Genomic DNA, 26,921 nt, shown 5'->3' on the forward strand with positions numbered 1-26,921 from the left:
TCCACAGGTGCCGGGAAGTTATCCACAGTCATCCACAAGTTATCCACAGCAGTCGGGCCAGCCTGTGGATAACTCTGTGAATAACTCGCAGGGATCGCCCGCGGCCTCGCAGTTCACTCCGCCGGCCGGATATTCACCCGATCCGACCAGCGAAAATTCCGCGATACCCGCACCTTTCCAGGATACGGCCGTGTCGCAGCCCCGACCGCAGACTCCGCCGCGTCCTGTGGATAACTCGCCTTCGGAGGGTCAGGGTTATCCACAACCTGGGGGTTCGCCCGGCCCACGGGGCTTGAATTATCCACAGGCGAATCGGGGCCTTCCCCCGGACGTGGAGGCGCAACTCGACGCCATCTCCTCGCAACCGAGGCCTCCTCATGTCCAACGGCGTCAAGAGGATCCCTCGCAGGCGCTCGTGCCGGTCGACAAGTCCTCCGGGAAGGGCAAGCCGAAGGAGCCCAAGCCGCGCCGCGTCCTCTCCCCCATGGAGAAGGACTCGAGCAAGCATCCGACGCGCGAGCTCTCGCTCTCCGAGATCTCCGGCAACGTCGTGTTCACTCCGCAGACGGTGACCGCGTGGTACGTCGTGCCGGGCATGCGCTGGTCCTTCCGTCCGGACCCGGAGCGCGAAGCGCTCATCACCGCCATCTCCGAGCAGTACGCCTCCCTGGCGGGGATGCGCATCCACCTGCGGCGCACCACCCGTCCGTTCCCGGCCTCCGACTGGGCCCGCAAGGTCGACGAGAACACGCCGAACCCCCTGCGCGGGGTCCCCGGCGGGACGTCCTGGGGCGACCACCTCGTGGCCGCCCAGAAGCACCTGCACTCCCTCGCCCACGCCGAGGGGGAGACGTACCTGGGGATAACCTTCGCCCGGCGCGGCGTGTTCGAGCAGTGGGGCGACAAGGTCGCGCGCATGTTCGGCAAGGGGTCCACGCTCTCCGAGCGCGAGCGCGTCGAGAAGCGCTGCCAGCAGTTCGACGAGATCCTCGGGTCCTTCGGCGTGCGCGCCCGCCGCGCCTCGACGCAGCAGATCGAGTGGCTCATCTACCGCTCCGTCGCCCTCGGCATGGAGCCGCCGGCCTTCGTCTCCGGCCTCGGCGGCGAGTGGGAGCTGGGCGACACCCTGGCGCTCACCGAGCAGATCGAGCGCTACCGCTCGCCCTACGGTTCCACCGTCAAGCTCGTCAACCGCCTGACCGGCGAGGAGACGCATACAGCCGTGGTCACGATCGGGCGCATGGAGGAGCTGGAGATCCCCCAGCGCCACGAGCCGTGGCTGCACTTCCACGAGCGCTGCCCGTGGCCGCTGGAGATCTCCTCGCGCGTCGACATCCTCGGCGCCGGCGAGGCGTTCCGGGATCTCGACCACCGGCTGCGGATGATCCGTTCCCAGCAGCACGACTACAGCGACCACGCCCTGGACGCGCCGCCCGAGCTGCAGCGCCTGGCCGAGCGGGCCCTGGTCGTCGGCGACGAGATGACCACCGGCCTGCCCATCGAGGCGGCGCGCGCCCACGGCTGGCACCGGATCGCCGTCTCGGCCTCCACCAAGGAGGAGTGCCTGGAGCGGACCCGGTCGCTGATCCAGATGTACCAGCGGGACATGCGGATCTCCGTGCAGCACCCGAAGAACCAGGACATGCTGGCGCGCGAGTTCGTGCCCGGCGAGCCGCTGGCCTCGACCGGGTACGTCCGGCGCATGCCCGTCAAGCTCTTCGCCGCCGGCCTGCCCCAGGCGGGGAGCGCCGTCGGCGACCACCGCGGCGACCTGATCGGGCACACGTCCGGCACGTCGCGGCGCCCGGTGTTCCTCGACCTCCACTTCGCCACCGAGGTCCGCGAGAAGTCGGGGCTCTCCGTCTTCGTCGCCGAGCCCGGCGGCGGCAAGTCGACGCTCATGGGTGCCCTCGGGTACCTGGCCGCTCGGCGCGGCGTCCAGGTGACGCTGCTCGACCCGTCGGGGCCGCTCGCCAAGCTCTGCGAGATGCCCGAGATGAAGCCCTACAGCCGCGTCCTGAACCTGACCGGCTCCGAGTACGGCACGCTCGCGCCCTACGCGCTCATCCCGAGCCCGAAGCGCGAGCACTTCGCCGACAGCCCCGAGGGCGACCGCGAGTACGAGATCGCGCTGTCCGGGGCCAAGTCCGAGCGGCGCATGCTGGTGCAGGACATCTGCTCGATGCTCCTGCCGCCCCAGGTGGCCCGTGAGGCTTCCACGGCCCGCCTGCTGCGCCACGCGGCGCGGTACGTGCCGGCCGAGGAGTCCAGCGCGCTGGAGGACATCGTCGAGTGCCTGCAGGACGCCGAGGGCGATCGGCGCGACGACGGGGCCGAACTGGCCGCCCTGCTCCTCGACACCGCCGAGATGCCCCTGGCGAAGCTGTTCTTCGGCAATCCCCGCGAGGGAGTCCTGGACGACGACACCGCCCTGACCGTCATCACCATGTCCGGTCTGCGGTTGCCCGACCTGGGCATCGAGCGCGAGTACTGGAGCGCCGAAGAGGCTCTGGCCCTGCCCATGCTGCACACCGCCCACCGGCTCGCCGTGCGCCGCGCCTACGGGACGGACATCAACCGGCGCAAGCTCGTCGGCCTGGACGAGGCGCACTTCATGGAGGGGTGGCGCTCCGGGCGCAGCTTCCTCGTCCGCCTCGCCCGCGACTCCCGCAAGTGGAACCTGGGCGCCCTGGTGGCCTCGCAGAACCCGAAGGACATCCTGGGCCTCGACGTGCAGAACCTCGTCTCCAACGTCTTCGTCGGGCGCATCGCCGAGGACACCGACATCGCCGAGGACGCGCTGCGGATGCTCCGCGTGCCCACGGGCGTCGGCTACGAGGACGTGCTGGCCTCCCTGTCGGCCATCGATGTCGACAATTCCCAGCGGCTTCCCTATCGTGAGTTCATCATGCGCGACGTGGACGGAAGAGTGCAGCGGATCCGGGCGGACTTCTCCTGGGTCCGAGGGCTTCTCGACCACCTGGACACCACTCCGGGGGCCGAGCCCAAGGCGCCGCCCGCCGACCCCAAGCCGCAGCGCAAGCCCCAGTCGCCGCCGGATCCGGCGCCCTCGTACGACGGGAGCAATGTGCTCGAACAGCTGGAGAAGGAAGCCGACGCGGAGATAGACCAGCGTCGGGGATCCCAAGGCGTCACCGTGGACATGGGTCTGCCTCCGCGCACCGGAGACAACTCGGAAGGATCGGGATCGTGAATCCGACTCAACGCCTCCGAACCTTCCTCGCTCTTGTGCCCCAAGGCAAACGGCGTGATCACGCCCGCGAAAAAGAAGTGGACGAAATCGGGCGTGTTGATTGCAATCCGGGTACCGGGTGTGCAAAGATGGAATCCAGCCGGGTTGGTCAAGGGTTTAAGCGCTATGAAGAATCCTTTCCGGGGGGAATGCGACCAACCTGGCCTTCATATGCCTTGGTGGCCTTTCTGCTGGTTCTTCTGGTGTTCGTACCAGTGGTGGCCGCCAAGGCATTTTCCATGTCCGGATCAGAAAGCGTGGACGGCCCTGATGCGTCGCCGGGTTCTTCCGCTGCCACAACGATCTCCGACGACCAGGGCCGCACGTTCCAGTCTAGTCCGGTAGCCGACAACGAGCAATACTCGCCATTCTTCGGCGGATCAGAGTCCTCCGAGTTTCTCCTGGTAGCCAATGAGGACACGCTCGATCCCGGCGACTTCCAGTCACCCTCGACCGAGCCCTCAGGCGAAGAGACGACCTCGGACAAGAACGGCACCAACGCCGAACCGGGGCGCCCCAAGGACAACGAGGTCAACGCCCAGCAGAGCCCCGACCCCGCCGACGATCAGACGGACGAGCCGGGCGGCGACCAGTCGCCCCCGCCCGGCGCGAACCAGGACGAGACGCCCGACGAGGACGGCGAGGACAACGCCGACCAGGACGAGGACGGGCCCGGCACGCAGCAGGCCGCCGGCGACCAGTGCACGGACTGGCAGTGGCACAACGAGTGGTGGGACTGCCTGGAGAGCCTGCCCGACGCTCCCGAGGTCGAATGCGCCGAACCGCCCAAGGCCTCCAGCCCCGAGAGCGGCATGGCCGGCTGGTTCGCCGAGCCGACCAAGGACAGCGACAAGAACGAAGCGCTCGGCATGTACACCAAGTACGGCTATGCCGGGTACCAGCTTCCGATGTACGGTTCCAAGGCCCCGTCGGTGGCGGGCACCTGCGTGGACATCCTGACGCTGCCCAACGGCGCCGACGCCGCCAACTCCATGGCCAACCTCCAGTTCAACCTCGCGACGGCCACCACCGGCGCCTCCAACTCCATGCGCCAGTACGCCTGGGAGCCGGGCACCATGTGGGGCTGGTCGAACGAGTTCCTGGAGAACGGCACCACGGCCGTCTACGAGCGCGTCTTCTCCGTCTTCGGAGCCGTCACGCTCGCCATCGTGGGCGTCTACCTCCTCTGGCGCTCGCGCCAGGCCGAGATGAGCACGGCGGTCACCACGACGGCCTGGGCCGCCTTGATCATGGTCCTCGTAATCGCGGTGGCCAAGTGGCCCACAGAGGCCGCCGGCTGGGCCGACAAAGGCCTGACGACGGGACTGAACGTCTCCACCGGAATGCTCCCCGACGAGCAGGCGGAGGGCTGCCTCAACGGGGCGAACTACTCCGACGAGGAATACGAAGAGCGCAAGGAGAACAACCCCCACCGCTGCATCGACACCCGAAGCGGAGCCATCAAGGCCTCCGACATGGTCGTGGACAAGGTCCTCTACGAGAACTGGTTGCGCTCGATGGTCGGCCAGGGCAGCGAGTACGACCCGACCGACGAGGAGGACGAGGACGGAAACCCGGTCGTCCAGAACGCCAACACCGCCTACAAGTACGGTCCGGCGCTCTACTGGGCTCAGGCCATGACCTGGACCGAACAGCGCCAGGCGGAGGACGACCCCAGCTTCCGCGAGGAGATCCTCCAAGAGAAGCAGACCGCTTGGCGAAACCTGGCGGCGCAGATCCAGAAAGAGGACCCCGAAGCGTATTCCGCCTTGATCGGCGAGCGCGCCTGGGAACGGACCGGAACGGCCTTTCTGGCCCTTCTGACAGCGGTCTTCTTCTCCCTGTTCGACCTGACCTCGTCTTTTCTCATCATCCTGGGGTTCATGGTCGTCAGGTTCGCCGTGATCGCCCTCCCGATCATCGGCACTATCGCCCTTCTCAAACCAGCGGGCGGTCCGTTCAAGAGACTGGTGAACATTGTCCTGGCATCGATCATCAACGTCATGGTCTTCGCCGTTGCGGCAGTTGTGTACCTCTATGCGGCGTCGCTGATTCTGCAGGCCAATCTTCCGTCATGGCTCCAGATCGTCCTCATCGCACTCGTAGGGCTCGCCGCCTGGATGCTATTGCGTCCGTTCCGTCGACTTGCCTCCATGCAAGGAGCCCAGGGGGCCAAGGACACTCTTCTCGGCCGCAGCGAGGACCGGGACAACGCCGCCCGGCGTCAAGCTCGCGATACCGAGGACATCAACGACAACGTGAGCAAGATGCGCGAGCAGAACGAGCGGCGTCCGGAAACGAGAACTTTCGGAGGTCAAAATTCCGGACAAGCCGGGGAATCCGGACGAACCGGGGTTGACCAGAGCTCTGCCGTAAGGGATTCTAGGCCGACAGGGTTCCAAGCACCGGGTCAAAGCTCCAGTGCTGCCCGTAACGACGTCTACCGTCCCAGCGGAGGTTAGCAGTGAAGACTGTCCTGAAGCTCGCCACCAGTCGATACGGAATCGTCGTGGGCATCATCGTGCTCGTCGGCGCTGTTCTGTTCACTGTGGATAAACGGGTTTCGGGTCCGCTCACCAACGACCAGCGCGACAGCGAGGCGAGTAGCTCCGACACCGAGTCGAGCTACGGAGACGAGCTGGGCGACGACTCCGTGGCGTTCAATACCGCTCCGACTTCACTGCCGGATGAGGCGATCGGAGTCGCCAATGACTTCCTGGACGTATACCTGGACGTCGAAGGAAAGAGCAATTACGAGTGGCTCGCGGCCATGAACCCCTTCATCACCACCGACCTCCGTGAGTCTCTGCTCGGATTCGAGCCTGAGAACCTCCCGGCCCGTGAAGTGGTGGGAGAACCCGCCATCGACGGCAAGAAGGTCACCGTACAACTGGACAACGGCACTCTCAGCCTGCTCATGATGGAGAACCTGGGCGACTACGGCCGCAGCCCGGTCATCGTCGGGATCGATTGGGTCCCGGATCAATGATCGGAAGCTCGGCTTCGGGAAAGCTCCGCCGCCGTATTTGGCTGACGACCGCCGGCGTGGCAGGACTCTGCTGTGTGGGCCTGGTCTTCACTCTCGTTCAAGTCCTGACAGGCGGCTCGGAGGACCCCGATTCCTTCGACGCCTACTGGATCGGCTGTGGCAATGAAACCGAGATCGATCCCGACGCCGAGTTCTCGGCCGTCGCCCCATATAGCGAGGAGCAGGTCCAGAACGCGGCGATCATCGTCTCCGTCGGACAGGAGATGGAGATTCCCGCACGGGGCTGGGTCATCGCGGTCGCGACGGCCATGCAGGAGTCCAGGCTCACCAACCTCGGAAACCTGGGCGAGGCCAATGACCACGACTCGTTGGGCCTGTTCCAGCAGCGGCCCAGTATGGGTTGGGGAACGGTCGAGGAGATCATGGACCCCGTCTACTCGTCCAAGAAGTTCTACGAAAAGCTCCAGAAGATCGACGGCTGGGAGAGCATGGCGTTGACCAGGGCGGCGCAGAGAGTGCAGATCTCTGCCTTTCCCGACGCCTATGCCAAGCACGAGGCCAAGGCCGGAGAGATCGTCAATGTCATCACCGGTGGCGGCGGCCGGGTCTCGGCGGTCTCGGTCAACCTCGGTGAATGCGCCGGTCCCGGTGATGTTTCGGCCCTAGGCTGGACGTCGCCCGTTCCCGACGGCGAGGTGGGTTCCGGATTCCGCTCGGCACTCCGACCCGACCACCACGGCGTCGACATCATGGCGAATCGCGGCATGCCCATCTACGCGGCCGCCAGCGGCCGGGTCGTCACCTCCGTATGCAACGCCTACACGCCATCCGGAGATCCCTATTCCTGTGATGTGGACGGAAGTCCGGCAATCATCGGTTGCGGCTGGTACGTCGACATCGAGCACGGCAGCGGCTACATCACCCGCTACTGCCACATGAACAGCCAACCGAAGGTCAAGGAAGGCGACATGGTCCAGGCCGGCGAACAGCTCGGGGAAATCGGATCGTCCGGCAACTCGTCAGGGCCCCATTTGCACTATGAAGTGCATGTCAATGGCGATGACAGCCCCGGCGGGGCCGTCGATCCCGTTCCCTTCATGAAGCAGGTCGGCGCCGCGATGGGTTGAGGTCACTTGTGTGACTTCGTAGCTTTCGCCGGACATTCGCCCGTTCCAGAGGCACGCGAAAATCCGCGACCAGTGAGCACCATAATGGATTGAGATCTCCGTACTGTTGTGCAAATTCGTATTTTGTGGCCTGTTCCAGAGGTCGTTACGTTCGGTTTCATGAAGTGGAAATTTGCGACGGCCGAATACCTCTCGACCGCTATGAGAACCGGTGACGTGACATCGGTGGAACTGACCAACGAGGCAATTGCTCGCATCGAACGAGACGACAGGTTGATCAACGCGATCTGTGTGCCGGACTTCGACCGTGCACGGGCCGCCGCGCACCAGGCCGATCAGGCGCGCGCTCGTGGCGAGGACGGACCGCTGCTCGGTATTCCGGTGACGGTCAAGGAGTCCTACAACATCGCCGGCCTGCCTACGACCTGGGGCATGCCGCAACAATGGGACTATACGCCGACTGAGGACGCGGTACAGGTGTCGCGGCTCCGGGCCGCCGGCGCCGTGGTGCTCGGTAAGACCAATGTGCCCGTGGGACTCCAGGACATCCAGACCTTCAACGACATCTACGGCACCACCAACAACCCGTGGGACCACGATCGCACGTCGGGCGGGTCCTCCGGCGGATCGGCTGCGGCCCTGGCCACCGGTTTCGGTGCGCTGTCCATCGGTTCCGACCTCGCCGGTTCGCTGCGAACGCCCGCGCATTTCTGCGGCGTCTATGCCCACAAACCGACACTCGGGCTGGCGGCGACCCGCGGTATGGTCGCGCCGCCGGCACCGCCGTTGCCAACAGATTTCGATATGGCCGTCGTCGGTCCGATGGCGCGTACGGCCCGCGACCTCACGGTTCTGCTCGACGTCATGGCCGGGCCGGATCCACTGACGTCCGGCAAGGCGCACACTCTCACGCTGCCGCCCGCACGCCATCAGCGGTTGAGCGATTTCCGGGTGCTAGTCCTCGACGAGCATCCGTTCATTCCGACAGGGTCCGCTGTACAGGCCGGGGTGAACCGTGTGGCTGACGCTCTAGTCGACGGCGGCGCCCGCGTCGAACGGCACAGCACGCTACTGCCCGATCTGGCCGAGGCCGCGACGATCTACATGCAGTTGTTGGTCTCGGGCTCCGTCGCGCGTTTCCCGATCGAGGAGTATCAGGAACTACAAGCCCAAGCAACTGAATTGAGCGAGGACGACCAGAGTCTCGACGCGGCGCGGCTGCGCGGGATGGTGTTCAGCCATCGCGACTGGACTCAGGTGTACAACCTTCGCGAGCTTCACCGTCACACCTGGCGGCAGTTCTTCGAGGAATTCGACGCCGTGGTCGGCCCGATCACGCCGACTCCGGCATTCCCGCACGACCACGACCCCGATCTGTTTCAACGCCGCATAGCTATCGACGGCGCCGAGCACGCGTATTTCGACCAGCTCGTCTGGGCAGGCCTGGCCTCCATGCCAGGCCTGCCCGCCACCGCTATACCAGCGGACCGGTCCCCTGAGGGCCTACCGGTGGGAGTACAGCTCATCGGTCCGATGTTCGAGGACCGCACCCCGCTGCGGCTCGCCGAATTGCTTGAGCAGAAGATCGGCGGGTTCCAGGCTCCGAGGTAAAGCGCACTCCCGGAAGTCCGTCAAAAGTGGGGTGCTGGTGACGAGTTAGTGCTAGGACCTCAACCTTCGCGGCCTGCAGTCATGCCGACTGGCCGATCGCCCCGATGGACGGATCGTTTCCGCATCAGATACGAAGGCTTCGCGTCTGATGCGGAAGCAGCTGTCGATAAGCTCCTTCAAATTCCGGCGCGACTAGACACCTTGTCCAACGCGCCTTCTGACGGAGGGGAGCAACCGACTCGCCAACGAGTCAGGTCGGCCGACTTAGCACTAAGAACACGGGTGTGGTCCGAGCCAAAAGGAGTCAAGACCGACGAGTCTTCCGAGATCATAAATCACTCTCCGAGCAATCCCTCTCCACCCTGCAAAGACACCACACAGCTGCTGGCCATATCGATCCCAACGGTGAAAGACTCAGTCCTGACCTGCGCCCCTTCTTGGATTTCCAGGTCTCTCGAAACCGTGGCAGTCCCGCCGTTCACCTCGAATCCGCTGCCCGCAAGGCTCGAAGCCTCCTTGTTCTCAACTTGGGCGGTGATGGCGTCGACCAGTTCCTGAGCATCCACACCCTCGTACTCACCGTCGCATTGAAGCTCCGCAGCGTCCGAAACACTTCGGTCCCAGTACAATCTGGTCAAATAGTCGACCGCCAGCTTATCCGGCTCAACGGTGGCTCCCGGGTCTCCGCCTTCCGTTGAGCCATTACCGTACTCAGCGTTCTCCACACAGAATCCGTTCTCCGCCTCTTTGACGGTGACCGTCATTTCGTACTTTTCCGAAGCGCCATTCTCAAGCCGCAAAACCCTATCCGCGATATGACGTCCGTCAGATTCGCTATCGTCGACGACTTCCACTTCCGGAAACGGGGACTTACCGTATTTCTCTTCGAAGTCAGCTGCCAGGTTCTGCAAGTCTCCGATTGACACGTCAGGGTCCGAACCTTCGCAGACGGCGACCGAATCCGTCTGTCCGAGTGTCCCGAACTTCAGATACCGGTATGCGGCAACCGATGGGGACTTCGGCGCCTGTTCAGTGACCGGCTTGTCTTCCTCGGCTTTCTCTCCTCCGGCGGCGAAGCCCGGGCCTACCCAGGCGCCTATCGCGAGCACGACGCCCCAGACGCCGGCCATCGCACCAACCCGTCGCCAATTTCTTGGAGGATCGTCCAATGATTCTTGGGGTGTCAGGTTTTCGGCCTCAGTGTCCGTTTGATCCTTGCGGCTGCCCATGCTCGTCCTTCATCGACCGTGCGGCTACATATGCACCTTATCATCGTGCCTTGCATGCTAATCCCACGAAGTGACCGAATTTCCATTCGTCAAAGGTTGTTTCCCACATGGCCCTTCCATTTCACCCGGCATACCGTGTAGACTCGCATTTCCATACCCCCTGGTATATGCACACCCACTGATAGGAAGATCCCCGCCAATGGCCCCCGAGATGTTCCAACCAGAACCTGAAGACTTCGAATGGGCTTTCGACCTGATCTCCGACGACCCGGCTGCCCGCAAGGCCGCTGAAGCCATCCAGCGCGAGCAGTTCTGGGAGGCCCAGCAAGCCCTGGACCGCCTCTACGAGGCCTGGGACCGCACTATCCAGAATTCCGTCAGGGTGCCCTCCGACGACCTCGCCTACCAGCAGGCCCAAGACGCCGCCTGCCAGGCGGCGCCGCGACTCTTCAGCCGCATCGTCGGCCGCTTCTTCGAGGACCCGATAGGCCCCGACGCCGAGGAGTTCATCCCGTATGCCGTGCTTTTCCTCCAGTGGGAGAATCAGCACCCCGACTCCTGGTACAACCTGCAGATTCGCACTCCTTGGGCGACCAAGGAAGGCGTCCTCCAGTACTTCTCGCTGTACGGAGTGCCCGAGAACCTCCGCGAGACCATCGGCGACCTGATCTTCGACGCTCTCGCCAGGCCCTACCGCTGCGGAGACTGGGCCTACACCTCCGTCGCCCGGCAAGTCGACACACGCGAGTTCTACGACCGTCTAGTCAACTTGATCGAGACGAGCCCATGCCCGGATGAGGCGGCGAAGGCCAGATTCGTCCGCTGGGCGATCGATGACCGTTTCTCGGCCGTCACCTCCAAGACCTGGACCAAGTGGCACGCTCGGTACGAGCGGTGCAGGTAGCCCGAAACCCGGCCACGAACTTCTAATGGGCGAGTGACCCGATCCAGCGGGTTCACTCGCCCACTCTTTCGCAAGTCTCCTCACCATTCAAGGCTGTCCTCACTCCCGAGCCACCTTTAGATCACGTTCAGCAACCGAACCTGTTTCGCATGGCATGATCCTGAAGGTGGTTGTGCAACTGACTCCAGAGAGCTACGCGCCCAACGGCTCTGGCGAAGGTTGCGGATAACGCCGACAGCGGCCATGCCCTGGCCAGAACCGCCATTATGCGTCCCCACACGATGCCCCTACCCTGCTGGCTGCGTCGGGATCTACCAGGCCGGGCAGAAACCCTCGCTACCACGATGCGTGTAGGTTCCTACGACTGTACGAACACTGACGTCCCTCAGCCTAGCTGGATTCTGTCAAAATGCGGCTCCTCATGGTTGCAACGGGTATGTACCCTGAAAATGTTGGAACGTGGTGTGCCCCAATGGGACTAGTAAATCCACGTGCAAAGGACAACTGACTTCAGGAGCTGAGATGGGCTTGGAGATTTATGACAGTCCTAGCGTTGAGGAGACTTTTGAAAGCCGGCAGCAGTGCATGCAGGCTCTCACCATAGAGGCTCAGGCGACCGACGGAGCGCTCAACGAGATCGTGGGGCCGGCTGAGAATCCGGGCGGCAACACCGAAACCATGCTGATGTCGCCAGTAGCTTTCCACGGAATCAACCTCGGCGATAGCCTCATCAGACGGCGCCGCGAACAGAACGAAGCGGCCGATCTCGAGATCTATCGCGCGACTCAGGGGACCTTGGTTCCTTCTGCGCAACAGACTGTCGACGACACCTTGCGCCATAGCACGGACGCCAGAGGTGCGGTGATTCTGCCCTTCGAGCGGGATACTCGACCAGTACAAGGAGGTCAAGTCTGATGGCAGACGGCATCCAAGTCGAACCCGACGACCTACGCAATCACGCCGCCCGGATAGATCAGCTACGCGACCGTTTCCAGGCCATCAAAGATGCCATGAACCAGGTTCAACAGGACGATGAGGCTTTCGGGATCCTATGCCAGTTTCTCCCTCCAATTCTCCAGTGGCATCACGACGATCAGACGGACTTGACCGATCTCGCCGAGGAGAACCTCGATCTTCTTGCTCAGGCATTGAATCATGTAGCCACGCAATATGAGGACACTGATACTGCAGTGGGCAATTCTTTCGATGCCATTCTCAAGGAACTGTGAAGGGAGGCACTCTCGATGTCTGACAATCCACTTGTCGCCGACCTCGATGATGTTGAGGCCAATAAGCCCCCTACGACCGACATCAGTATCGTAGACAGCTTCACTGGACTAGCAACTGCGATCGAATCCGGCAACTGGATCGATTCTGCTGTGGCAGGAATCGGAGCTGGGCTAGAAGTCGCCAGCATGGCCATCGATCCGTTCGGATCCCTAGCGTCGATGGGCGTCGGATGGATCATGGAACAGGTGGAGCCGTTGAAGGAGGCTCTTGACTCCTTGGCCGGCAATCCCGATCTCGTGGAATCCCATGCGATGACATGGGAGAACATCGCCAACGAGCTCTTCGCCATGTCCGAGGAGATGGCAGCCATGGTTGAATCCGACGTCTCTGAGTGGGAGGGCGAGGCAGCGGATAACTACAAGGAAATGGGAGAGGGCAATGCTGCAGTTCTAGCAGGTGTCGGCAGTACAGCCTTGTCTCTAGCCACTTCCACCAGAGGTGCCGGCGAGCTTGTCACCATGGTGCGGGACTTCGTTCGCGACTTCATTGCCGAGTGCGTGGGCTCGCTCGTTTCGTGGCTGGCACAGGTCGCTTTGACTGCCGGCATCGGGGCAGCATGGGTAGCGCCCCAAGCAGCCGCCAAGATCACCATGTGGGTCGGGAGGATATTCGGCTGGCTCATGGGACTCGTTACCAGCATTACAGCCCTGATCGATCTCCTCAACGGATAGGTAATCCTCATGAGATTTTTCAAACGTGGTCTGATAGCTTGTTTTCTTCTCAGCGAACTAGCGTTTCATATCAGGAGACCTGATGCAGATTCTCCGCGAAGGCCCCGAAGAACTGGATTGCCCGGCAATAATCGAACGGGTGACGGAGATGTCGTACGTCAGGATATCGAGACTTTCAGAGCGAGGAAATCCGAGGTCACTCAGAACGAATTCAACGATGTGGACCCCCGCCTGAAAGAGCAGGCAAGAGACTACTACGGACGCGATTACGGAACTCAGGTTGACTATGGCTCTGAAGGCCTTCCTGAGAGGGTCGCTAACTACCGCAACAGGAGAGACAAAGATGACGGCACTTCCTTTCTCGAACCAGGAAAGAATAGGAATGTCGCTGGAGCGTATGTAGAGGACGGCAATGGAAACAAAGAATACATTGCAGACCAAAGCGGCAAGAACAAGTGTGCCGAGGCCAACCTAAGGGATCAGCTCGAATCGATGAATGAGGGCAGAGAAGGGAATGATAGATTTAGGATGACCGAGATGTACTCGGAAAGGCAGCCGTGCTGCCGTTGCGAGGATATGTTCGAGAACCCGAACGTCCCTCCCCCGATGGACGAGAACGCAAATATTTCCTGGACTTCGGAATACTTCGACTCCACGGACAGGAATACGTCCGACTGGAGTCCAGCCGACCGTGAATGGGTCAAGAAACTCAATGCAGCACAACTCGATGCCTTGCAGGATGATAGACTTAGATTCCATGGCTTGCTGTAGTTGCGCGTTCGATACCAAATAGGAGTAGACAGTCATGTCGGGATTTGAAAATGCAAGTAAAGAAGAGCTCGACCAAATATCCACCGCAGTGACTCAGGTTCTCGACGCGGCGGGAATTCCATGGAGTTACAGTCCGGTTCCTACATCCTTCGGTCGGGCGGAGATAATTGTGGAGTCCAGCGGCAGCGATCGCGGCGTCTTTATCTCGTGGACCTCGCCGCGCAAAGATATCGACGCCGCCAAAAGTGCCATCACTGCCAGGCAATTGTCCGACTCCAGTATCGGTTGGCTGGGAGATTCCAAGGAAGTCGCAATTCGGAGAGTTGCGGAGGTGCTCAGTGAATCTGGTATCGTGGCGGAAGAAACCGACGAAGACTTCTCTCCATATATCCTGGAAGTTCTGAGCGTAGAAATATCGTGATGACCTCTTGCGCTAGAGCTTTTCCCGAGGATCACGTTGAGGCACAGTATGTCACTCGCTAAAATACCGGGAATTGACAGATATTGCCAGGGAATCGATTGAGGCTCTCCATCCTGACAACGTTGGTTATGTGACCGGTGGCCTATCACCGCGCCTTCCACAACGTGGTTCTCTGGAAGCTGCGGTCCGGAACGCCCAAGTGTTTGGTCCAGTCGCCACGGACCCTGGAAGGTCGCGTATGACCGCCCGCATCGCTGGACGATTGGCCGGATAGGAACGTTCCTTCACCGCCGTCCAGGTCAAAGGCGACGGGCGGCCAGTAGAATAGGCCATAGCATGCACTCCTCAATCTTGCGGGCCCACCTACGAGCGAAGGAGCAGGTATGCATCCTTGGGACGCACAGATTGAGCCATATGAGGACCGAGTTGAGGACATTTCTGAGCGCGACAGATTTCGATCGGCGGTCGATCTCATCGAGTGGACCATCACCGGCTTTGAGTCACCTATAGAATCCCGTTCTGAGCGGGAGTTCGTTGAGTCAACCCTGAGTGTCTGCAGGTCTGCGGTGAACTCAGGCGAAACGATCGCGGACGTGCCCGAAGACTGGATCCCCAGAGCCACCCGCTTTCTGGAGATGGGCACCGAAAACGGCGTCAACTACTTGATCCGATCACTGGAATTCTGCCTCGACATCTATAGCGATGAAATTGAGGCCGAGGAGTTCATGAAGATCTTTGCCTACTGCTATGAGGCGGAGAGTTCTCGGTCAAGCGCTAGCGGAATCATGGTCGGCGAGCCACAGGTCGCCACGGCACGTGAGCAGGCTATGCTCGATCACCAGAAGGCGATTCTGGACTCATTCTTGTCATAGTGCCACACAGAACGATCATCTAACCCGGACGACCATCGCTTTTTCGAAACGGACTCCTGGGATGAGGGTGCCACTGTGACTTAAATGGTGGCACCCCTCGAACAGGCCCGACACGAGGGACAGTCGGCATTTGGGTACGGACGGAGCAGACAGCACACCAGCACATTCAGGAGATGTGGACGGACTCGTGACGGAAGCGCAGAAGACCCAGGCCTGCTCTTGACAGAACAACCTTCGGTGGTTCCAGTGGGATCCACCTGGCGTGGGAGTCCGAGCATGGGATGCGTAGACCTGTCCAGAAAGAGCTTCCGATCCAGCGGAAGCTGAAGAGAATGAAGACTGTTTCGGTCCGTTGGGGTCCGTGCACCGCTCGGCGATTCGAGGCGTTTGCCTTATACTGGGCGATGCGACCGGCAGTGAACAGCTACTAGTGCTGCGCACCAACGGAATAGACAACCATAGGAGCGTTAGTAATGGATTTCTCGATCTCAAACCCCGAGGAGGCCAAGCAGCATCTTCGGGACTGGAAGCAGCGAGCCGACAAACTGGCAGAAGACACCCAGGCCGCAGGCACCGCCATTCAGCGGCTGACAGCCACGGGATCCGACGCCAATGAAACAGTCGAAATCAGCCTGGACGCCAACGGTTCCATGACTTCCGTCAAGCTGTCCACTGCCGCTCAGCGCCAGTCCACCAGGCATACCGAACGAGCGATCATCGAAGCCTACCGCGCAGCGGGGACGCAACTGCTGGACCGCGCGAGGGAAGCCGTTTCGAGTACCCTGGGAGATGAGTCCCCCACCGGCCGAGCCATGATCGAAGGAATACGTCAACGGCTCCCCACCGGTTAAGTCCCTGGCGAGTGAAATCGGCGTTTCCTGGGAGCGATCCTTGCGCATTTCGGCTTGCGATCGGCCTCGAATCGCGTTGCGCACTGACACTTTCAGATAGCTGTCCACACGGGAAACGTACTTCGAGCGGGAACGGGGCAGGTGTGCCCCGACACGTCCGTCCGGGGAGATATTCCAGACCGGCTCATTGCCGACGGTTTTCGCCGTGAACGTCTTCTAGTATCATCCCTCATGTGAAAACGGCTGCACGCCAAGCGTGCTAGTGCGAACACCAAGACTTCGACGAGCTTCGGGAGCGGAAATGGACTTCGAGATCGATGACACTCCAGGCGCCAAACGGAACCTTGAGGACATAAAGCAGCGCACTCAAGCGCTGGCGAACGACGCGCAAGTCGCCGGCGACGCTCTCAAGGAGATCTCCGCGTCAGCCAAGGACGCCAAGGGGAATGTCGAGTTCACTTTGAGTTCTCAGGGGGCCATAACGGAGGTCAGCCTGAGCGAAGGGTTCCGACGGAACCGGCCAGAGGAGAACGAACAGGCCATCCTCGAAGCCTATCGCAATGCGCAGAGCTCGCTCGTCGAGCAGGCGCAGGAGGCTATCACGGAGGCGCTAGGAAAGGACAGCCAGGCCGGCAAAGCGATTGCCAAAGGCTTTCGCCAGCGTACGATGCCCGTGTCAGATTCCGACTAGTCATTCATCCGAACGAATTGCCCGCGACCTCAACTTGGTACGAGGACTACTGACCTCGCGGTGCCATATTCACGCTCACGATCTGTATCGATATTGGATTCGAGTACACAAGATGGCCCTCATTAAGAGCTATGTGGATTGCGGTGGAGAGTTGATACAATGGTGAACGTTCACGTTAACGGCGCCACGAATGGCGAACCTCCTGATTCGGGGCAGAGTTGAATTCCTGGGATCGTGTCCTCAGGCCATATAGAAGGCATATAGAAGACATAGAACCGTCTCTGCGGTTGAAGATCGTCATCGAGGCAGCTGAATGGGCCGCCGAGTTCCTGCGTGAACCTGGAATGCCGGATAGGTCCCGGTCGGCCTTCGACGATTTCATGCGACGGGCACGCGAATCCCTGACACGCGGAGAAGGGGCCGTGCTGTGCACCGACGACTATCTGGACGAAGTCTGGGACCTGGTCGATGAACCGGAGAACACTACTGCGAGGTACATGTTGTCCGGTGTCCTCATGGCCGCCGATGACACGGGTCCCGAGTTGAACTCTGACCGTGTGATGGAGGCTCTGTCGGAATTCTACGAGGCCGAGGGCGCCCTAGACCCTGAGCCCAACATCATTGTTGGCGACGGCCCTCCCGCAACCGAAAGGCAACGTCAACTGATCGAATTCCAGGGATCTCTTTTGGATGGGGCTCTGCCTTAGACACTGATTCACATGAATGCGCCGGGAGTGCCAGGTCGAAGTATTCGGCCTGGCACTTGCGGTATTCGTCAATAGTGCGGACGGTCGACCGGCGGTAATACGTCAGCCGCTCTAACACGACCTGCGGCTGACGTATTAAGGCTTGGTGTCGGAAGCGACTGCGGTAGGCGGTCGGGCTGATGCCGATGTCGGTGCGGAATCGCTGGCGCAGTGCGGTTCCTGTGCCAAACCCGACGTCGACGGCGACCCGGTCCACAGAGAGGTCGGTGGATTCGAGGAGTTCGCGGGCACGCTCGATCCGTTGGCGTTGCAGCCATTGGAGGGGGCTGGTGCCGGTCTCGTCGCGGAAGCGGCGGGTGAAGGTTCGGCGGCTCATGTGGGCGTTGTCGGCCATGCCGTCGACGGTGTGGCGTTGGGCGAGAGTCTGGAGGAGCCATTGACGGGTGGGGGCGGTGGAGGTGTCGGTGTGGAGAGGGACGGGCTGGTCGATGAATTGGGCTTGTCCGCCTTCGCGCCATGGGGAGACGACGCAGCGGCGCGCGGCCTGGTTGGCGATCTCGCCGCCGTGGTCGCGCCGGATGAGGTGGAGGCAGAGGTCGATGGCTGCGGCGGCGCCGGCGGAAGTGAGAATGTCGCCTTCGTCGACGTAGAGCACGTCCTCGACGACGGTGATGTCGGGATAGCGGCGGAGATGGTCAGTGAGGACCCAGTGGGTGGTGGCTCTGCAGCCGTTGAGGAGTCCGATCTCGGCGAGGAGGAGGGCAGCACTGCAGAACGAGACGATGCGCGCGCCGGGCCGTATCTGCCCGAGAGCGTCGGCGAGCCCCGGTGGGGCGGTCGGAGGCTGCAGGCCGTCGGGGGAGGTGTGGGTGGTGGCGAGGATTACGGTGTCAGCCTCGGCGAGGAGGTTCTCGTCGTGGGCCGGGTGAAGGGTGAGTCCACCGGCAGCGATGGGAGCACCGCCGAGGCCGCAGGTCTCGACGGTGTAGAGCGGTTTGCCGGAGGGGGTCGCGGCGGAGAAGACCCGGTCGGGGATTCCGAGGTCGAACGGGACTACGTTATCGAGGGCGAGGACCGCGACACGGTGGGGAGACATGGCCCGATTCTATCAAATAGCGGCCTTCAGGCCACGCCGATGGGACCTTGATTCGGTGAGACTGGAGTCCTCCGGCGATCGCCGGAACTGGAATTCAGGTGCGAGAAGGGATTTGGATGATGGGGACGAAGGCGTCTGGTCGCAAGGTCGTGCAAAGCGACTTCGGTGGCGTTGAGGTGTTGGAGGTCGCGGAGGAGAGGCGCCCGGTTCCGGGTGTGGGCGAGGTTCTGGTGCAGGTGAGAGCGGCGGGACTCAACCCGGTCGACGCCAAATCGCGGGACCATGCCGAGCTGCCGGGCCAGGTGCCCCCGTTCACGCTGGGATGGGATGTCTCTGGGGTGGTCGAGGAGGTCGGCCTGGGGGTGGCCTTCCACAAGGTCGGCGACGAGGTCTTCGGCATGCCGCGCTTTCCGGAGTTCGCTGAGGCGCACGGGGATTACGTGGTCGCTCCGGCGCGCCATCTCGCGAAGAAGCCGGAGTCGTTGAGCCATGTCGAGGCCGGGGCTCTGCCGTTGGCCGGTCTGACGGCGAGGCAGGCATTGGTCGACTTCGCCGATGTCCGAGCGGGACAGCGCGTTCTGATTCACGCGGCGGCCGGGGGCGTGGGGCACCTGGCGGTTCAGATCGCGAAAGCCAGGGGCGCCCATGTGATCGCGACGGCGAGCGCGCCGAAGCACGCGATGCTGAAGGAGCTCGGGGTCGATGAGGCGGTGGACTACCGGGAAGTGGACTTCTCCCAGGTTGTGTCCGACGTCAATGTCGTGCTGGACCCGCTCGGCGGCGACTGCGCTCGGCGGTCGGCGAAGGTCGTGGCGGACGGCGGGATCGTGGTGAGCATCAAACGCGGCATGGAGGCGCTCGATCGGGAAGATGAGGGGAGGGTCCGCCACGGGTTCATGATCGTGGAGCCGGACCTCGGCGGTTTGCGGGACATCGCCGAGATGGTCGAGGCCGGGAGTCTGCGGCCGGTGGTGAGCGGGGTGTTCGCCTTGGAAAAGGCCGCCGAGGCGCACCGGGCCGTGGATTCCGGAAGCACCGTCGGCAAGCTGGTCTTCGACCTGGAGAAGTGAGGCCCGTCGGCTCTCTGGCAGAGCCGCCGAGCCATTGCGCTACGGGGAGTCCGAGCTGGAAGCATCTCAGGTGTGTTCAGGTGCGGGCTCTGCCTCTTGTACCCCAGAGGCGAGGCCTCGGTTCTAACGGCGCCTCAGAGTGACGACGCGGCGTTCCGAGCCGGATCAAGGTGGTTGAGCCCTGGCCGGCCTCGAACCATGACGCTTCAGGTCTTAGTGAAGGCACGCAGTTTTTCCCTCACACGCGATCGGCCAAGCCGTTCCAGGCCTGTTTCGAGATTCCGAGGACCTGTCGGAGGGAGCACTCCGGCCAGAGAGAATGTGCGGCCCCCGCAAGGAGGCCGCACACGCTTAACGGTTTCTGCTGGATCCGGCTAAATCAACCGGTCGTCACGTTCACCATGGTGGAGGACAGGGCAGTCCCGTCACCGTTCGAGTAGGTGACCGCTCCGAGGTAGCGCTCGCCGGTCTCGAGACCGGTCCAGGCGACGTTGACGCTGAAGGCTTCTCCGACGGAGACGTCCGAGGACGCCGGCTCGACGGCGGTGTTGCCCTCATCGGCGTCGACGATCCACGAGTGGAACTTGACCTGTTCGGACGCGGGGCCGCCCCAGAGGTCGACGAACACGACGTAGGTGGTCTCGTCGTCCCGGCCATCGAGCGTCACGGCCTCGTCGGAGGAGGCCGCGGCCGACGCACCGACGAGCTCGAGCCCGTCCGCTCCCTTGCGGTAGACGAACAGGTCGAGATCCGTGTTCTCGGCCTGGTCGGACTGGAACGTGGCGAACCTGCTGTGCGCGCCCTCCGGCACGGTGACCTCGACCGCCTTGACGTGGTCGTTCTCCTGCGGGTCGTCCGCCGGGAAGCTGCCGCCCTCCGGGTTCGACAGGGTGAACTCGTCGACGGTGCTCGCGGTGAGTCCGGAGACCTCGGTGTTCAAGGTGCCCGTGTAACCGGAGACGCCGGCGATGTCGATGCCGCCGTCGGTGCCGTCCCCGTGGACCTCGTTCGCGACGGCGACGGGAACGGGCTTGACCGCGATGGGGCTGCGAACCTCGTGGCCGTCCGAGTCCTTCCAGGTCACCGAACCGAAGGCGTACTCGCCGTAGGCGGCGTCGGTACGGGTGATCGTCACCTTGAACTTCTTGCTCTTGCCTGGCTTTAGCTTGATCGACTTCTTGTTGATCGAGACCTCGAAGCCCTCGGGCGCCTCAACGCTCGGCTCGTAGGTGCTGGTCTCGTCGGAGACGTTGGTGACCTCGCGGACGATGGTCTGCTCCCCGGCGAGTTCTCCCACGGAGATCGACGGGTAGTTCAGGTCGCTGGGGTCGATCTCTTCGACGGTCTCACAGGAGACCTCGTCGACGAGCTGGATCTGGCCGAGCGCGCAGCCGTAGGCCAGCCAGTCCTCGGCGCCGGACTCGTAGACGAGACCCGGGTCGAACATGTCTCCGGGCGCGACGTGGCCCGCTCCGTAGTCGAGCGGCGTGGCGTCCTCGCCGGCGCGCTGGATCGGCTCGTCCCGGTTGTCGTTCTGGTAGGCGGTGGTCATCATGGCGGACTTGACCGTCATGGGAGACCATTCCGGGTTGTCGCCGACCATGAGCGCGGCTAGACCAGCGATGTGCGGGCTGGACATCGACGTGCCCTGGTACGAGGCGAAGTCGTGACCGTCGTTCCCGGTCGGCGAGACCGCGGCGACGACGTCGACGCCGGGGGCTGTGATGTCGGGCTTGAGCAGGTCGCCTTCGCCGGCAAGCGCCGGTCCGTAGGACGAGAACCCTGCCATCTGGGGCGCCTTGGCGCTGACCTGCTCACCGGCGCCCAGGGCGACGGTGGGCTCGTCGGCGCTGGACAGGTAGTCCGTGATGGTGTCCGCGTGCTTCGCTTCGACGTGGATGGTGGGTACGGCGTGGGAGTCGGGAGCGATGTCATTGGCCCCGCCCTCGACGTTGTAGTGGATCATGCCCACACCGCCGGCGTCGGCCACTTCCTGGCTCTTCTCGACTCGGGCGACACTGCCGCGCGCGCAGGCGACGATAAGACCGTCGACCTTTTCCGGGTCGAGCGATCCCTTGTGGCACTCGGTGACCTTCTTCGCGTCGACGCCGTCCTTGCCGACCTCGCTCGCGAGAACGGCGGCGGTCTCGGGAACCGCTTCGCCCTTTCCGGCGCCGGTGATGGAGGTTCCGTCGCCCAGGGTGAGGGTCGCGTCGAAGAACCGGTCGTGGGTGCTGGCGGCCACCGTGGTGATCCAGGGGCTGTTGTGCGCCACCGTGCTCGGCCCGTCGGCACCGGAGTTGCCGGCCGAGGCGGCGACGAAGACGCCCGCGGCGGCGGCGTTGAAGAACGCCAGGTTCACCGAGTCGACGACGTACTCGCGCGAGCCTCCGACGGAGTAGTTGATGACGTCGACACCGTCATTGACGGCGTCTTCGACGGCCGCGACGGTGTTGGCGCTGGAGCAGCTTCCCTGGGCGCCGTTCTCCCAGCACACCTTGTAGGCGGCCACGCGGGCGGCGGGAGCCATGCCGGAAACCTCGCCGTACTCGCCTGCGTCAACTCCGTAATTGCCCGCCGCCGTTCCGGCGGTGTGCGAACCGTGTCCGCCGGCGTCTCGCGGCGAGGCGTAGTTCAGGTCGGGGAAGTTCCCGATGAAGTCGTCGCTGTCGTAGTAGCGGGCGCCGATCAGCTTGTTGTTGCAGCTGACGTTGTTCTCGGCGCTGTCATCGCCTTCGACGCACTCGCCCTTCCACTTCGAGTCGATGACGTCCTGGTCGGGGCGGGGCTCGGGAAGCTCGCCGAAGGACTCGTTCTCGGGCCAGATACCCGTGTCGAGGACTCCGACGATCACGCCTTCGCCCGCGTTCTCACGGCCGCCGAACTTCTCCTCCCAGACGCCGCCTTCGCCGGTCATTCCGAGGAAGTCGGGGGTGTTGCTGGTGTCGGGGGTGCGTGCCTCGTCGCGCCAGATGCGGTCGACGCCGGAGGCCTTCGACAGGGCGACCGCTTCATCGGCCGAGAGCTGGGCAACGAAACCGTTCAAGACGGTGTCGAGCTCTTTCTCCGTCTCCACGCTCGGGACCTCGTCCAGCACCTCTGCGCGCCGCTCAGCCAGGAAGTCGCGGTAGCGGTCGGCTTCGGCGGTCTCGCCGTCGAGGCGTTCGCCTTCTTCCGGCGCCGTGGCCTCGTAGCCGCTGACGTCGCCGTCATAGGTGGCCACGGGTTCGTCATCCAGCTGGACGATGTAGCGTCCGCCTTCGAACGTGTGGGTCGAGGGTCCGTTCTCTTCGGCGAACACTGCATTGACCGACAGCGCGGTGGCGCCCAGCAATGCCACCGTCGCCGTCGTCGCAAGCGCCGCTTTACGGCGTCGCAACCGGGGTGGTCGAATCATCGGGAATTCTCCAAATCGTAGATCCACGTCAAGTGCATGTAAATGACGCGCGTTGGCGATCCTAAACATGGAGGAAGTTCATGTAAATAGGGAATGCCCTCAGGGGTACCCTATGTACCAGGGAGTATGGAATTACTTATCTTTCCTGTGAGTAAATATGTCCTACGAATATCAAGCAGTAGACTCTGAAACGGACGCGTTTACGGCCGTGAGCGACTGCCGAAGGCGTTTTCCGAGCATTCAGCCGTGACCCACGGTCTAACTTGTTCGGACGAGAATGGATTCCGCATAGTCAGGGCATCTTTTCTGGCGAAGTGTCCGGATCGGTGAAGGCGAGTGGGCCTCCGAGGTCCGAAGTCAAGCGGGGCCTGGCCTTCTTAAGTAGCGAGCCGGGCCGAAAGGGGACGGAGTCGCGTCCGATGCAGATATATCGCGTTCGCACCTGGAGTGCTCGTCGAACGCTGGCAGCGGGCCAGACCAGGATTGCCCTGAAGAGCGGTCGCACCCCGATACGGCCCCTGTATGGGACCCCCTCCTTGCGGCGGCGAGACTCCGCCGGCCTCCTCGGCGAACCAGCGCGCGGTCAGTCGTGGGGCACCGCAACGAACTGCGGTGCCCCACGATCATGTAATGCGGTGGATCCGACCTAGTCGCAATCGCCGTCCCCGGACTTTAGACCGCCCTTCGGCATCGGCTTGCCGGACTGTATCTCGGTCGCCTCGTCACCGGGGTTCTCCGTGGAGACCGCCTGAGACGGGTCCGGACAGTCCGACGGGCCGCCGGGATTCGACGATCGCCACATGAAGAACAGGACGGCTAGCAGGCCGACTACCGCCAGACCTCCTACGACTGCCACTATTCGTGCGGACACCGCGTACCTCCTCGTCCGTCAGCCTTTGATCCCATTGAACAGCTCGCTGACGTCGTCGTCAAAGTACTTGCTGTAGCTGGTCTCCGGCGGCCCGTTGCTGATGACCCCGTTGAGGTATCCCAGCAGGTTGTCGTTGCTGTAATCCTGGAGGAACGGGCCTCCGGAGGATCCGCCCGTCATGAGGCAGTCGAAGCCGATCTGACTGGTGAACCAGCGGGGGTACGTCGTTCCCTCGCAGTACATCTGGGACTCGCCGTCGAACGGGTCCTCCGCCGGGTAACCGAAGATGGTCACGTCGACCTCCTTGGAGTCGTTGACGATCATCCCGTGCCCGCCGGTGACGTTCACGATCTCGGAGCCGTTCAGCTGCTGCATGTTGACGAAGGCGACGTCCCAGTCGTAGGATCCGTCCTCGGTCCAGCCCTGGAAGGTGGTCATGGTCTGCCATTCCCAGGTGCCGTAAGGCCGGTTTCCCTTGTCGTACTCGGGGACGAAGGTCCAGTCCTCCATCCAGCCTCCGCCGTCGCCGTTGTGAACGCAGTGCCCGGCCGTCGACACGACGTTCTTGGACGGGCTGTTGATGACCGACCCGGAGCAGACGTAATCCAGTCCGTCGTCGGGGTTGTGGAAGAAGACCTTGCCGATGGCCGGACTACGGTACACCGCTTTTGGTGCCACCGAGTCTTCCAGCGGTGCGACCGGCTCGGACAGGGTCTCGGGCTCGGCTTCGGGAGTGTCCTGGGGCTCCACGTCCAGATCGGTTCGAGGGGCGGGATTCGCGGGCTTGTCGAGGGTGATGGCGTCTGCCATTCGTTCGTCGGTCCAGACCGCTTGGACGTCGGACTCGTTCTCCTGGGAGACGGCGTGAGATTCCGAGTTCGTTGTGGGAGAAGAGGGTTGGATCGCATCGCCGCCGGCCTCTTCAGCTTGAGCGGGTGCGGTGAGGAAGATGGCGCCGACACCGGCCGAAAGCGCAGCGGACGCGATTCGCGCAAGGGATTTACGTAGCATTCAGAGATCTACCTCCGTGGCTTGCATGCGTGAATCAGCAACCGTCCCAGACGAAAGCGTTAACCGCAACCCTCGGTGACCAGAGCGGTCCGAGCCCTTGAAATACGCAACGCGTACGCCTTCCGTAAGCAGCCCTTGCAGTTCACTGATGAACTTTCGGCCGCGTGGCGCGCCGCCCCTCTCCGTCTTGCTCGTGCAAACCCGGGCGCAGTTCCGGTTAGGGAAGGCTATTTACAGTTCCGGCAAGGAAATAGCGTGCAATGTGACCCTATTTCCTTGCCTGGCAAGGGAACAGAACGCGCGTGGATTCCGATTCCCTCGGGGAAGCCTTGGCCATAACGACGTGCTTTGTGGATTTCGATTTCACACACTGTTGGACCCTTGGAATGAATGGGCCTAAGACGTTCGGACACTTCTAGACGTTCGATGCGCACCCCGGCGTGTCGTGGTTGACTACCCAATATGGTCTAGGTGACACTGGGTATCGGTTCGGCAGACCAGATGTCTGTCGAAGATCGCAGTGGACATCCAGTCTTCTTCGATAGCGGCTCGCCAGCCTTCAAGTTTGGTACCTCGAACTGACGAGCCGCCCACCAAAAACAACCCCCCGAAGGGAGCGGTTCTACTGACTCATCGTAGTTGATCTGACCGGCTGATTCCAGCCGCCTTCCCGTAGTAACGCGCGTTCGGGCGATCGCGTCTATTCGCGATGCCGTCCGTCTACCGCGTCCTGCCAACAACACGCCTCGCCACATTCCCCGGCGGGGAGTCCATGACTCAGTTCCTTAGTTCCCCCTGCCCTGAAATCAGGTGTGCAGGGGAGTTTGGAGGCTTTTCATGCCTATCTCGATGCCCTTGACTCTGGGTTCGTTCACCATCGAGGGCCGCAGGGTCCAGATCGTCCGCAGGGCCGCTCGCAAGATCTTCTGGATTACCGTCGACGGCCGTACCGCCGCGATGGTCCACACACACGACCGGTTCCTCCTCCCCCAACCCGGATGGACGATCCGCGACGACGTCGCCGACTGGCTGCTGGAGCAGACCATGCGCGCCCACTCCCACTTCGTCGCCTACTGCTTCGCGAAGGGAGTCCACCCCTAATGAGCTCCTTCATCACTCAGTTCTCCGAGCACTTGGATTACGTGTACGCCGCGATCGCCTTCGTGGTCGCGATCGGCTTGTACGCCTTTGCGGTCTACCACGGCAACATCTACGGCCACAACGACCAGGAAACACAAGACCAAACCACCAGCACGGACACGAGCCACGGGCAAGCCCAACGGCACAGACGACCTGCCGGGCGTGTGTCGGGGCGGGCGAAAGCCCGGACTGTCCGTACGGACGGGGCCGTTCTGGGTGCGGTGTCGTTTCTGGCGCGGACGTTCGAGGTCCGCGAGATCGACGTCTACACCGGCGTCATCATCGCCACCGAACCCGGCGGAGACCGCCTGATCGTCGGTGAGGCGGACTGGGGTTGGGGCTACCCCGGCCGCGTCTACTGGTCGCCTGATCCGAAGCGCCATGCACTGTTCACTGACAACAGTCGCCTGAAGTTCGCACTCGAACAACGCGTCTACGCCGTCATCGACCGCGCCGTCTTCGGAGCCGACCTCCCACCACGATTCCACGAGGAAGTCTGGACCGTGGATCCGTACGTCTCACCACGAGCAGAAACACAACAACACCGGCAACCACTAACAGTGCCACAGGCACAGCGCCACGGACAAGACCGAACGCGCCTGCCGTCGCGTCCTCAACCGCAGCCTCAACATCAGGAGGTGGGCAGTGGCCGTGCTGTATTTGCCGCCTGACACCACCGACCTCGGCACCATCCAGCACTACGGGCAGACGTTCGAAGTCCGCCACGACGCCGACGCCGGACTCGTCTACCTCCTCTACCCAGGCACCGACGCCGACGACACACCCGTCGCCCAACGCGCGCCGGCCATCATCGCCTGCTGCGGCGGAGGAGTCTGGGCCAAACTCACCATCTACTGCGACCAGCAGTACCAACTCTCCCGAACATTCACCGACTGGGAGAACGAACTCCGCGACGCCATCGCCATCCTCGTACAAAGAATGGCCTGAT

The 26,921-nt window shown here is 62.7% G+C and carries 21 protein-coding genes and 1 pseudogene; 18 read left to right on the plus strand and 4 right to left on the minus strand.

Features of this window, described 5'->3' with window-relative positions; genetic code table 11:
* Nucleotides 1-151: 151 nt before the first annotated feature.
* The 5 genes and pseudogenes from ACFTE1_RS18500 to ACFTE1_RS18520 all read left to right on the plus strand — a co-directional run.
* A pseudogene (locus ACFTE1_RS18500) lies at nt 152-3,001 on the plus strand (ATP-binding protein); the annotation flags it as partial.
* A 491-nt stretch (nt 3,002-3,492) separates the two neighbouring features.
* Complete coding sequence (locus ACFTE1_RS18505) at nt 3,493-5,715, plus strand: hypothetical protein (RefSeq protein ID WP_380623643.1); 2,223 nt, start codon at nt 3,493-3,495, stop codon at nt 5,713-5,715.
* A 2-nt stretch (nt 5,716-5,717) separates the two neighbouring features.
* Nucleotides 5,718-6,242, plus strand: coding sequence for a hypothetical protein (locus tag ACFTE1_RS18510; RefSeq protein ID WP_380623641.1), 525 nt, complete (start codon nt 5,718-5,720; stop codon nt 6,240-6,242).
* The gene (locus tag ACFTE1_RS18515) at nt 6,239-7,369 is read left to right on the plus strand and encodes a M23 family metallopeptidase (protein ID WP_380623639.1); all 1,131 of its coding nucleotides are present in this window, start codon (nt 6,239-6,241) and stop codon (nt 7,367-7,369) included. The genes ACFTE1_RS18510 and ACFTE1_RS18515 overlap by 4 nt, the downstream gene beginning before the upstream one ends.
* 159 nt (nt 7,370-7,528) lie before the next feature.
* A complete protein-coding gene (locus tag ACFTE1_RS18520) occupies nt 7,529-8,980 on the plus strand; it encodes an amidase (protein WP_380623637.1) in 1,452 nt (483 codons plus the stop codon).
* A 335-nt stretch (nt 8,981-9,315) separates the two neighbouring features.
* Here ACFTE1_RS18520 and ACFTE1_RS18525 read toward each other — a convergent pair whose 3' ends face one another.
* A complete protein-coding gene (locus ACFTE1_RS18525; RefSeq protein WP_380623635.1) occupies nt 9,316-10,209 on the minus strand; it encodes a hypothetical protein in 894 nt (297 codons plus the stop codon).
* 199 nt (nt 10,210-10,408) lie between these two features.
* On the opposite strand from ACFTE1_RS18525, the gene ACFTE1_RS18530 reads away from it, so the two are divergent.
* From ACFTE1_RS18530 to ACFTE1_RS18570, 9 genes are all read left to right on the plus strand, one after another.
* Complete coding sequence (locus ACFTE1_RS18530) at nt 10,409-11,113, plus strand: hypothetical protein (RefSeq protein ID WP_380623633.1); 705 nt, start codon at nt 10,409-10,411, stop codon at nt 11,111-11,113.
* A gap of 522 nt (nt 11,114-11,635) precedes the next feature.
* Nucleotides 11,636-12,028, plus strand: coding sequence for a hypothetical protein (locus ACFTE1_RS18535; RefSeq protein WP_380623631.1), 393 nt, complete (start codon nt 11,636-11,638; stop codon nt 12,026-12,028).
* On the plus strand, nt 12,028-12,342 hold the full coding sequence (locus ACFTE1_RS18540; RefSeq protein ID WP_380623629.1) for a WXG100 family type VII secretion target: 315 nt from the start codon (nt 12,028-12,030) through the stop codon (nt 12,340-12,342). Before ACFTE1_RS18535 ends, ACFTE1_RS18540 begins: the two co-directional genes overlap by 1 nt.
* 15 nt (nt 12,343-12,357) lie before the next feature.
* On the plus strand, nt 12,358-13,074 hold the full coding sequence (locus ACFTE1_RS18545) for a WXG100 family type VII secretion target (protein ID WP_380623627.1): 717 nt from the start codon (nt 12,358-12,360) through the stop codon (nt 13,072-13,074).
* 9 nt (nt 13,075-13,083) lie between these two features.
* Nucleotides 13,084-13,845, plus strand: a complete 762-nt coding sequence (locus tag ACFTE1_RS18550) for a nucleic acid/nucleotide deaminase domain-containing protein (protein WP_380623625.1) — start codon at nt 13,084-13,086, stop codon at nt 13,843-13,845.
* Between the two features lie 34 nt (nt 13,846-13,879).
* Nucleotides 13,880-14,266 carry a hypothetical protein gene (locus tag ACFTE1_RS18555; RefSeq protein WP_380623623.1) on the plus strand — a complete coding sequence of 129 codons (387 nt, stop codon included), beginning with the start codon at nt 13,880-13,882 and terminating at the stop codon, nt 14,264-14,266.
* A 383-nt stretch (nt 14,267-14,649) separates the two neighbouring features.
* Nucleotides 14,650-15,138 carry a hypothetical protein gene (locus ACFTE1_RS18560; protein WP_380623621.1) on the plus strand — a complete coding sequence of 163 codons (489 nt, stop codon included), beginning with the start codon at nt 14,650-14,652 and terminating at the stop codon, nt 15,136-15,138.
* Nucleotides 15,139-15,611: 473 nt separating this feature from the next.
* On the plus strand, nt 15,612-15,989 hold the full coding sequence (locus ACFTE1_RS18565) for a YbaB/EbfC family nucleoid-associated protein (protein ID WP_380623619.1): 378 nt from the start codon (nt 15,612-15,614) through the stop codon (nt 15,987-15,989).
* Nucleotides 15,990-16,290: 301 nt separating this feature from the next.
* Entirely contained in the window at nt 16,291-16,680 is a 390-nt protein-coding gene (locus ACFTE1_RS18570) for a YbaB/EbfC family nucleoid-associated protein (protein ID WP_380623617.1), read from the plus strand.
* Between the two features lie 618 nt (nt 16,681-17,298).
* On the opposite strand, the gene ACFTE1_RS18575 is transcribed toward ACFTE1_RS18570, so the two are convergent.
* Complete coding sequence (locus ACFTE1_RS18575) at nt 17,299-18,483, minus strand: GlxA family transcriptional regulator (RefSeq protein WP_380623615.1); 1,185 nt, start codon at nt 18,481-18,483, stop codon at nt 17,299-17,301.
* A 116-nt stretch (nt 18,484-18,599) separates the two neighbouring features.
* On the opposite strand from ACFTE1_RS18575, the gene ACFTE1_RS18580 reads away from it, so the two are divergent.
* A complete protein-coding gene (locus ACFTE1_RS18580; protein ID WP_380623613.1) occupies nt 18,600-19,553 on the plus strand; it encodes an NADP-dependent oxidoreductase in 954 nt (317 codons plus the stop codon).
* A gap of 379 nt (nt 19,554-19,932) precedes the next feature.
* Here the strand turns inward: ACFTE1_RS18580 and ACFTE1_RS18585 are convergent, their stop codons facing one another.
* Both ACFTE1_RS18585 and ACFTE1_RS18590 read right to left on the minus strand, forming a co-directional pair.
* The gene (locus tag ACFTE1_RS18585) at nt 19,933-22,950 is read right to left on the minus strand and encodes a S8 family serine peptidase (RefSeq protein WP_380623611.1); all 3,018 of its coding nucleotides are present in this window, start codon (nt 22,948-22,950) and stop codon (nt 19,933-19,935) included.
* Between the two features lie 889 nt (nt 22,951-23,839).
* Nucleotides 23,840-24,631, minus strand: coding sequence for a trypsin-like serine peptidase (locus ACFTE1_RS18590; protein WP_380623609.1), 792 nt, complete (start codon nt 24,629-24,631; stop codon nt 23,840-23,842).
* Nucleotides 24,632-25,669: 1,038 nt separating this feature from the next.
* Here ACFTE1_RS18590 and ACFTE1_RS18595 point away from each other — a divergent pair.
* The 3 genes from ACFTE1_RS18595 to ACFTE1_RS18605 are packed head-to-tail and all read left to right on the plus strand — an operon-like array spanning nt 25,670 to nt 26,920.
* On the plus strand, nt 25,670-25,933 hold the full coding sequence (locus tag ACFTE1_RS18595; protein ID WP_380623607.1) for a hypothetical protein: 264 nt from the start codon (nt 25,670-25,672) through the stop codon (nt 25,931-25,933).
* Nucleotides 25,933-26,643: a hypothetical protein gene (locus tag ACFTE1_RS18600; protein WP_380623605.1), complete on the plus strand. Its 711-nt coding sequence runs from the start codon at nt 25,933-25,935 to the stop codon at nt 26,641-26,643. The genes ACFTE1_RS18595 and ACFTE1_RS18600 overlap by 1 nt, the downstream gene beginning before the upstream one ends.
* Nucleotides 26,618-26,920: a hypothetical protein gene (locus tag ACFTE1_RS18605; protein ID WP_380623603.1), complete on the plus strand. Its 303-nt coding sequence runs from the start codon at nt 26,618-26,620 to the stop codon at nt 26,918-26,920. The genes ACFTE1_RS18600 and ACFTE1_RS18605 overlap by 26 nt, the downstream gene beginning before the upstream one ends.
* Nucleotide 26,921: the final 1 nt, after the last annotated feature.

Origin of the sequence: Salininema proteolyticum (genome assembly GCF_042685645.1) — a bacterium.
Lineage (GTDB): Bacteria > Actinomycetota > Actinomycetes > Mycobacteriales > Micromonosporaceae > Salininema > Salininema proteolyticum.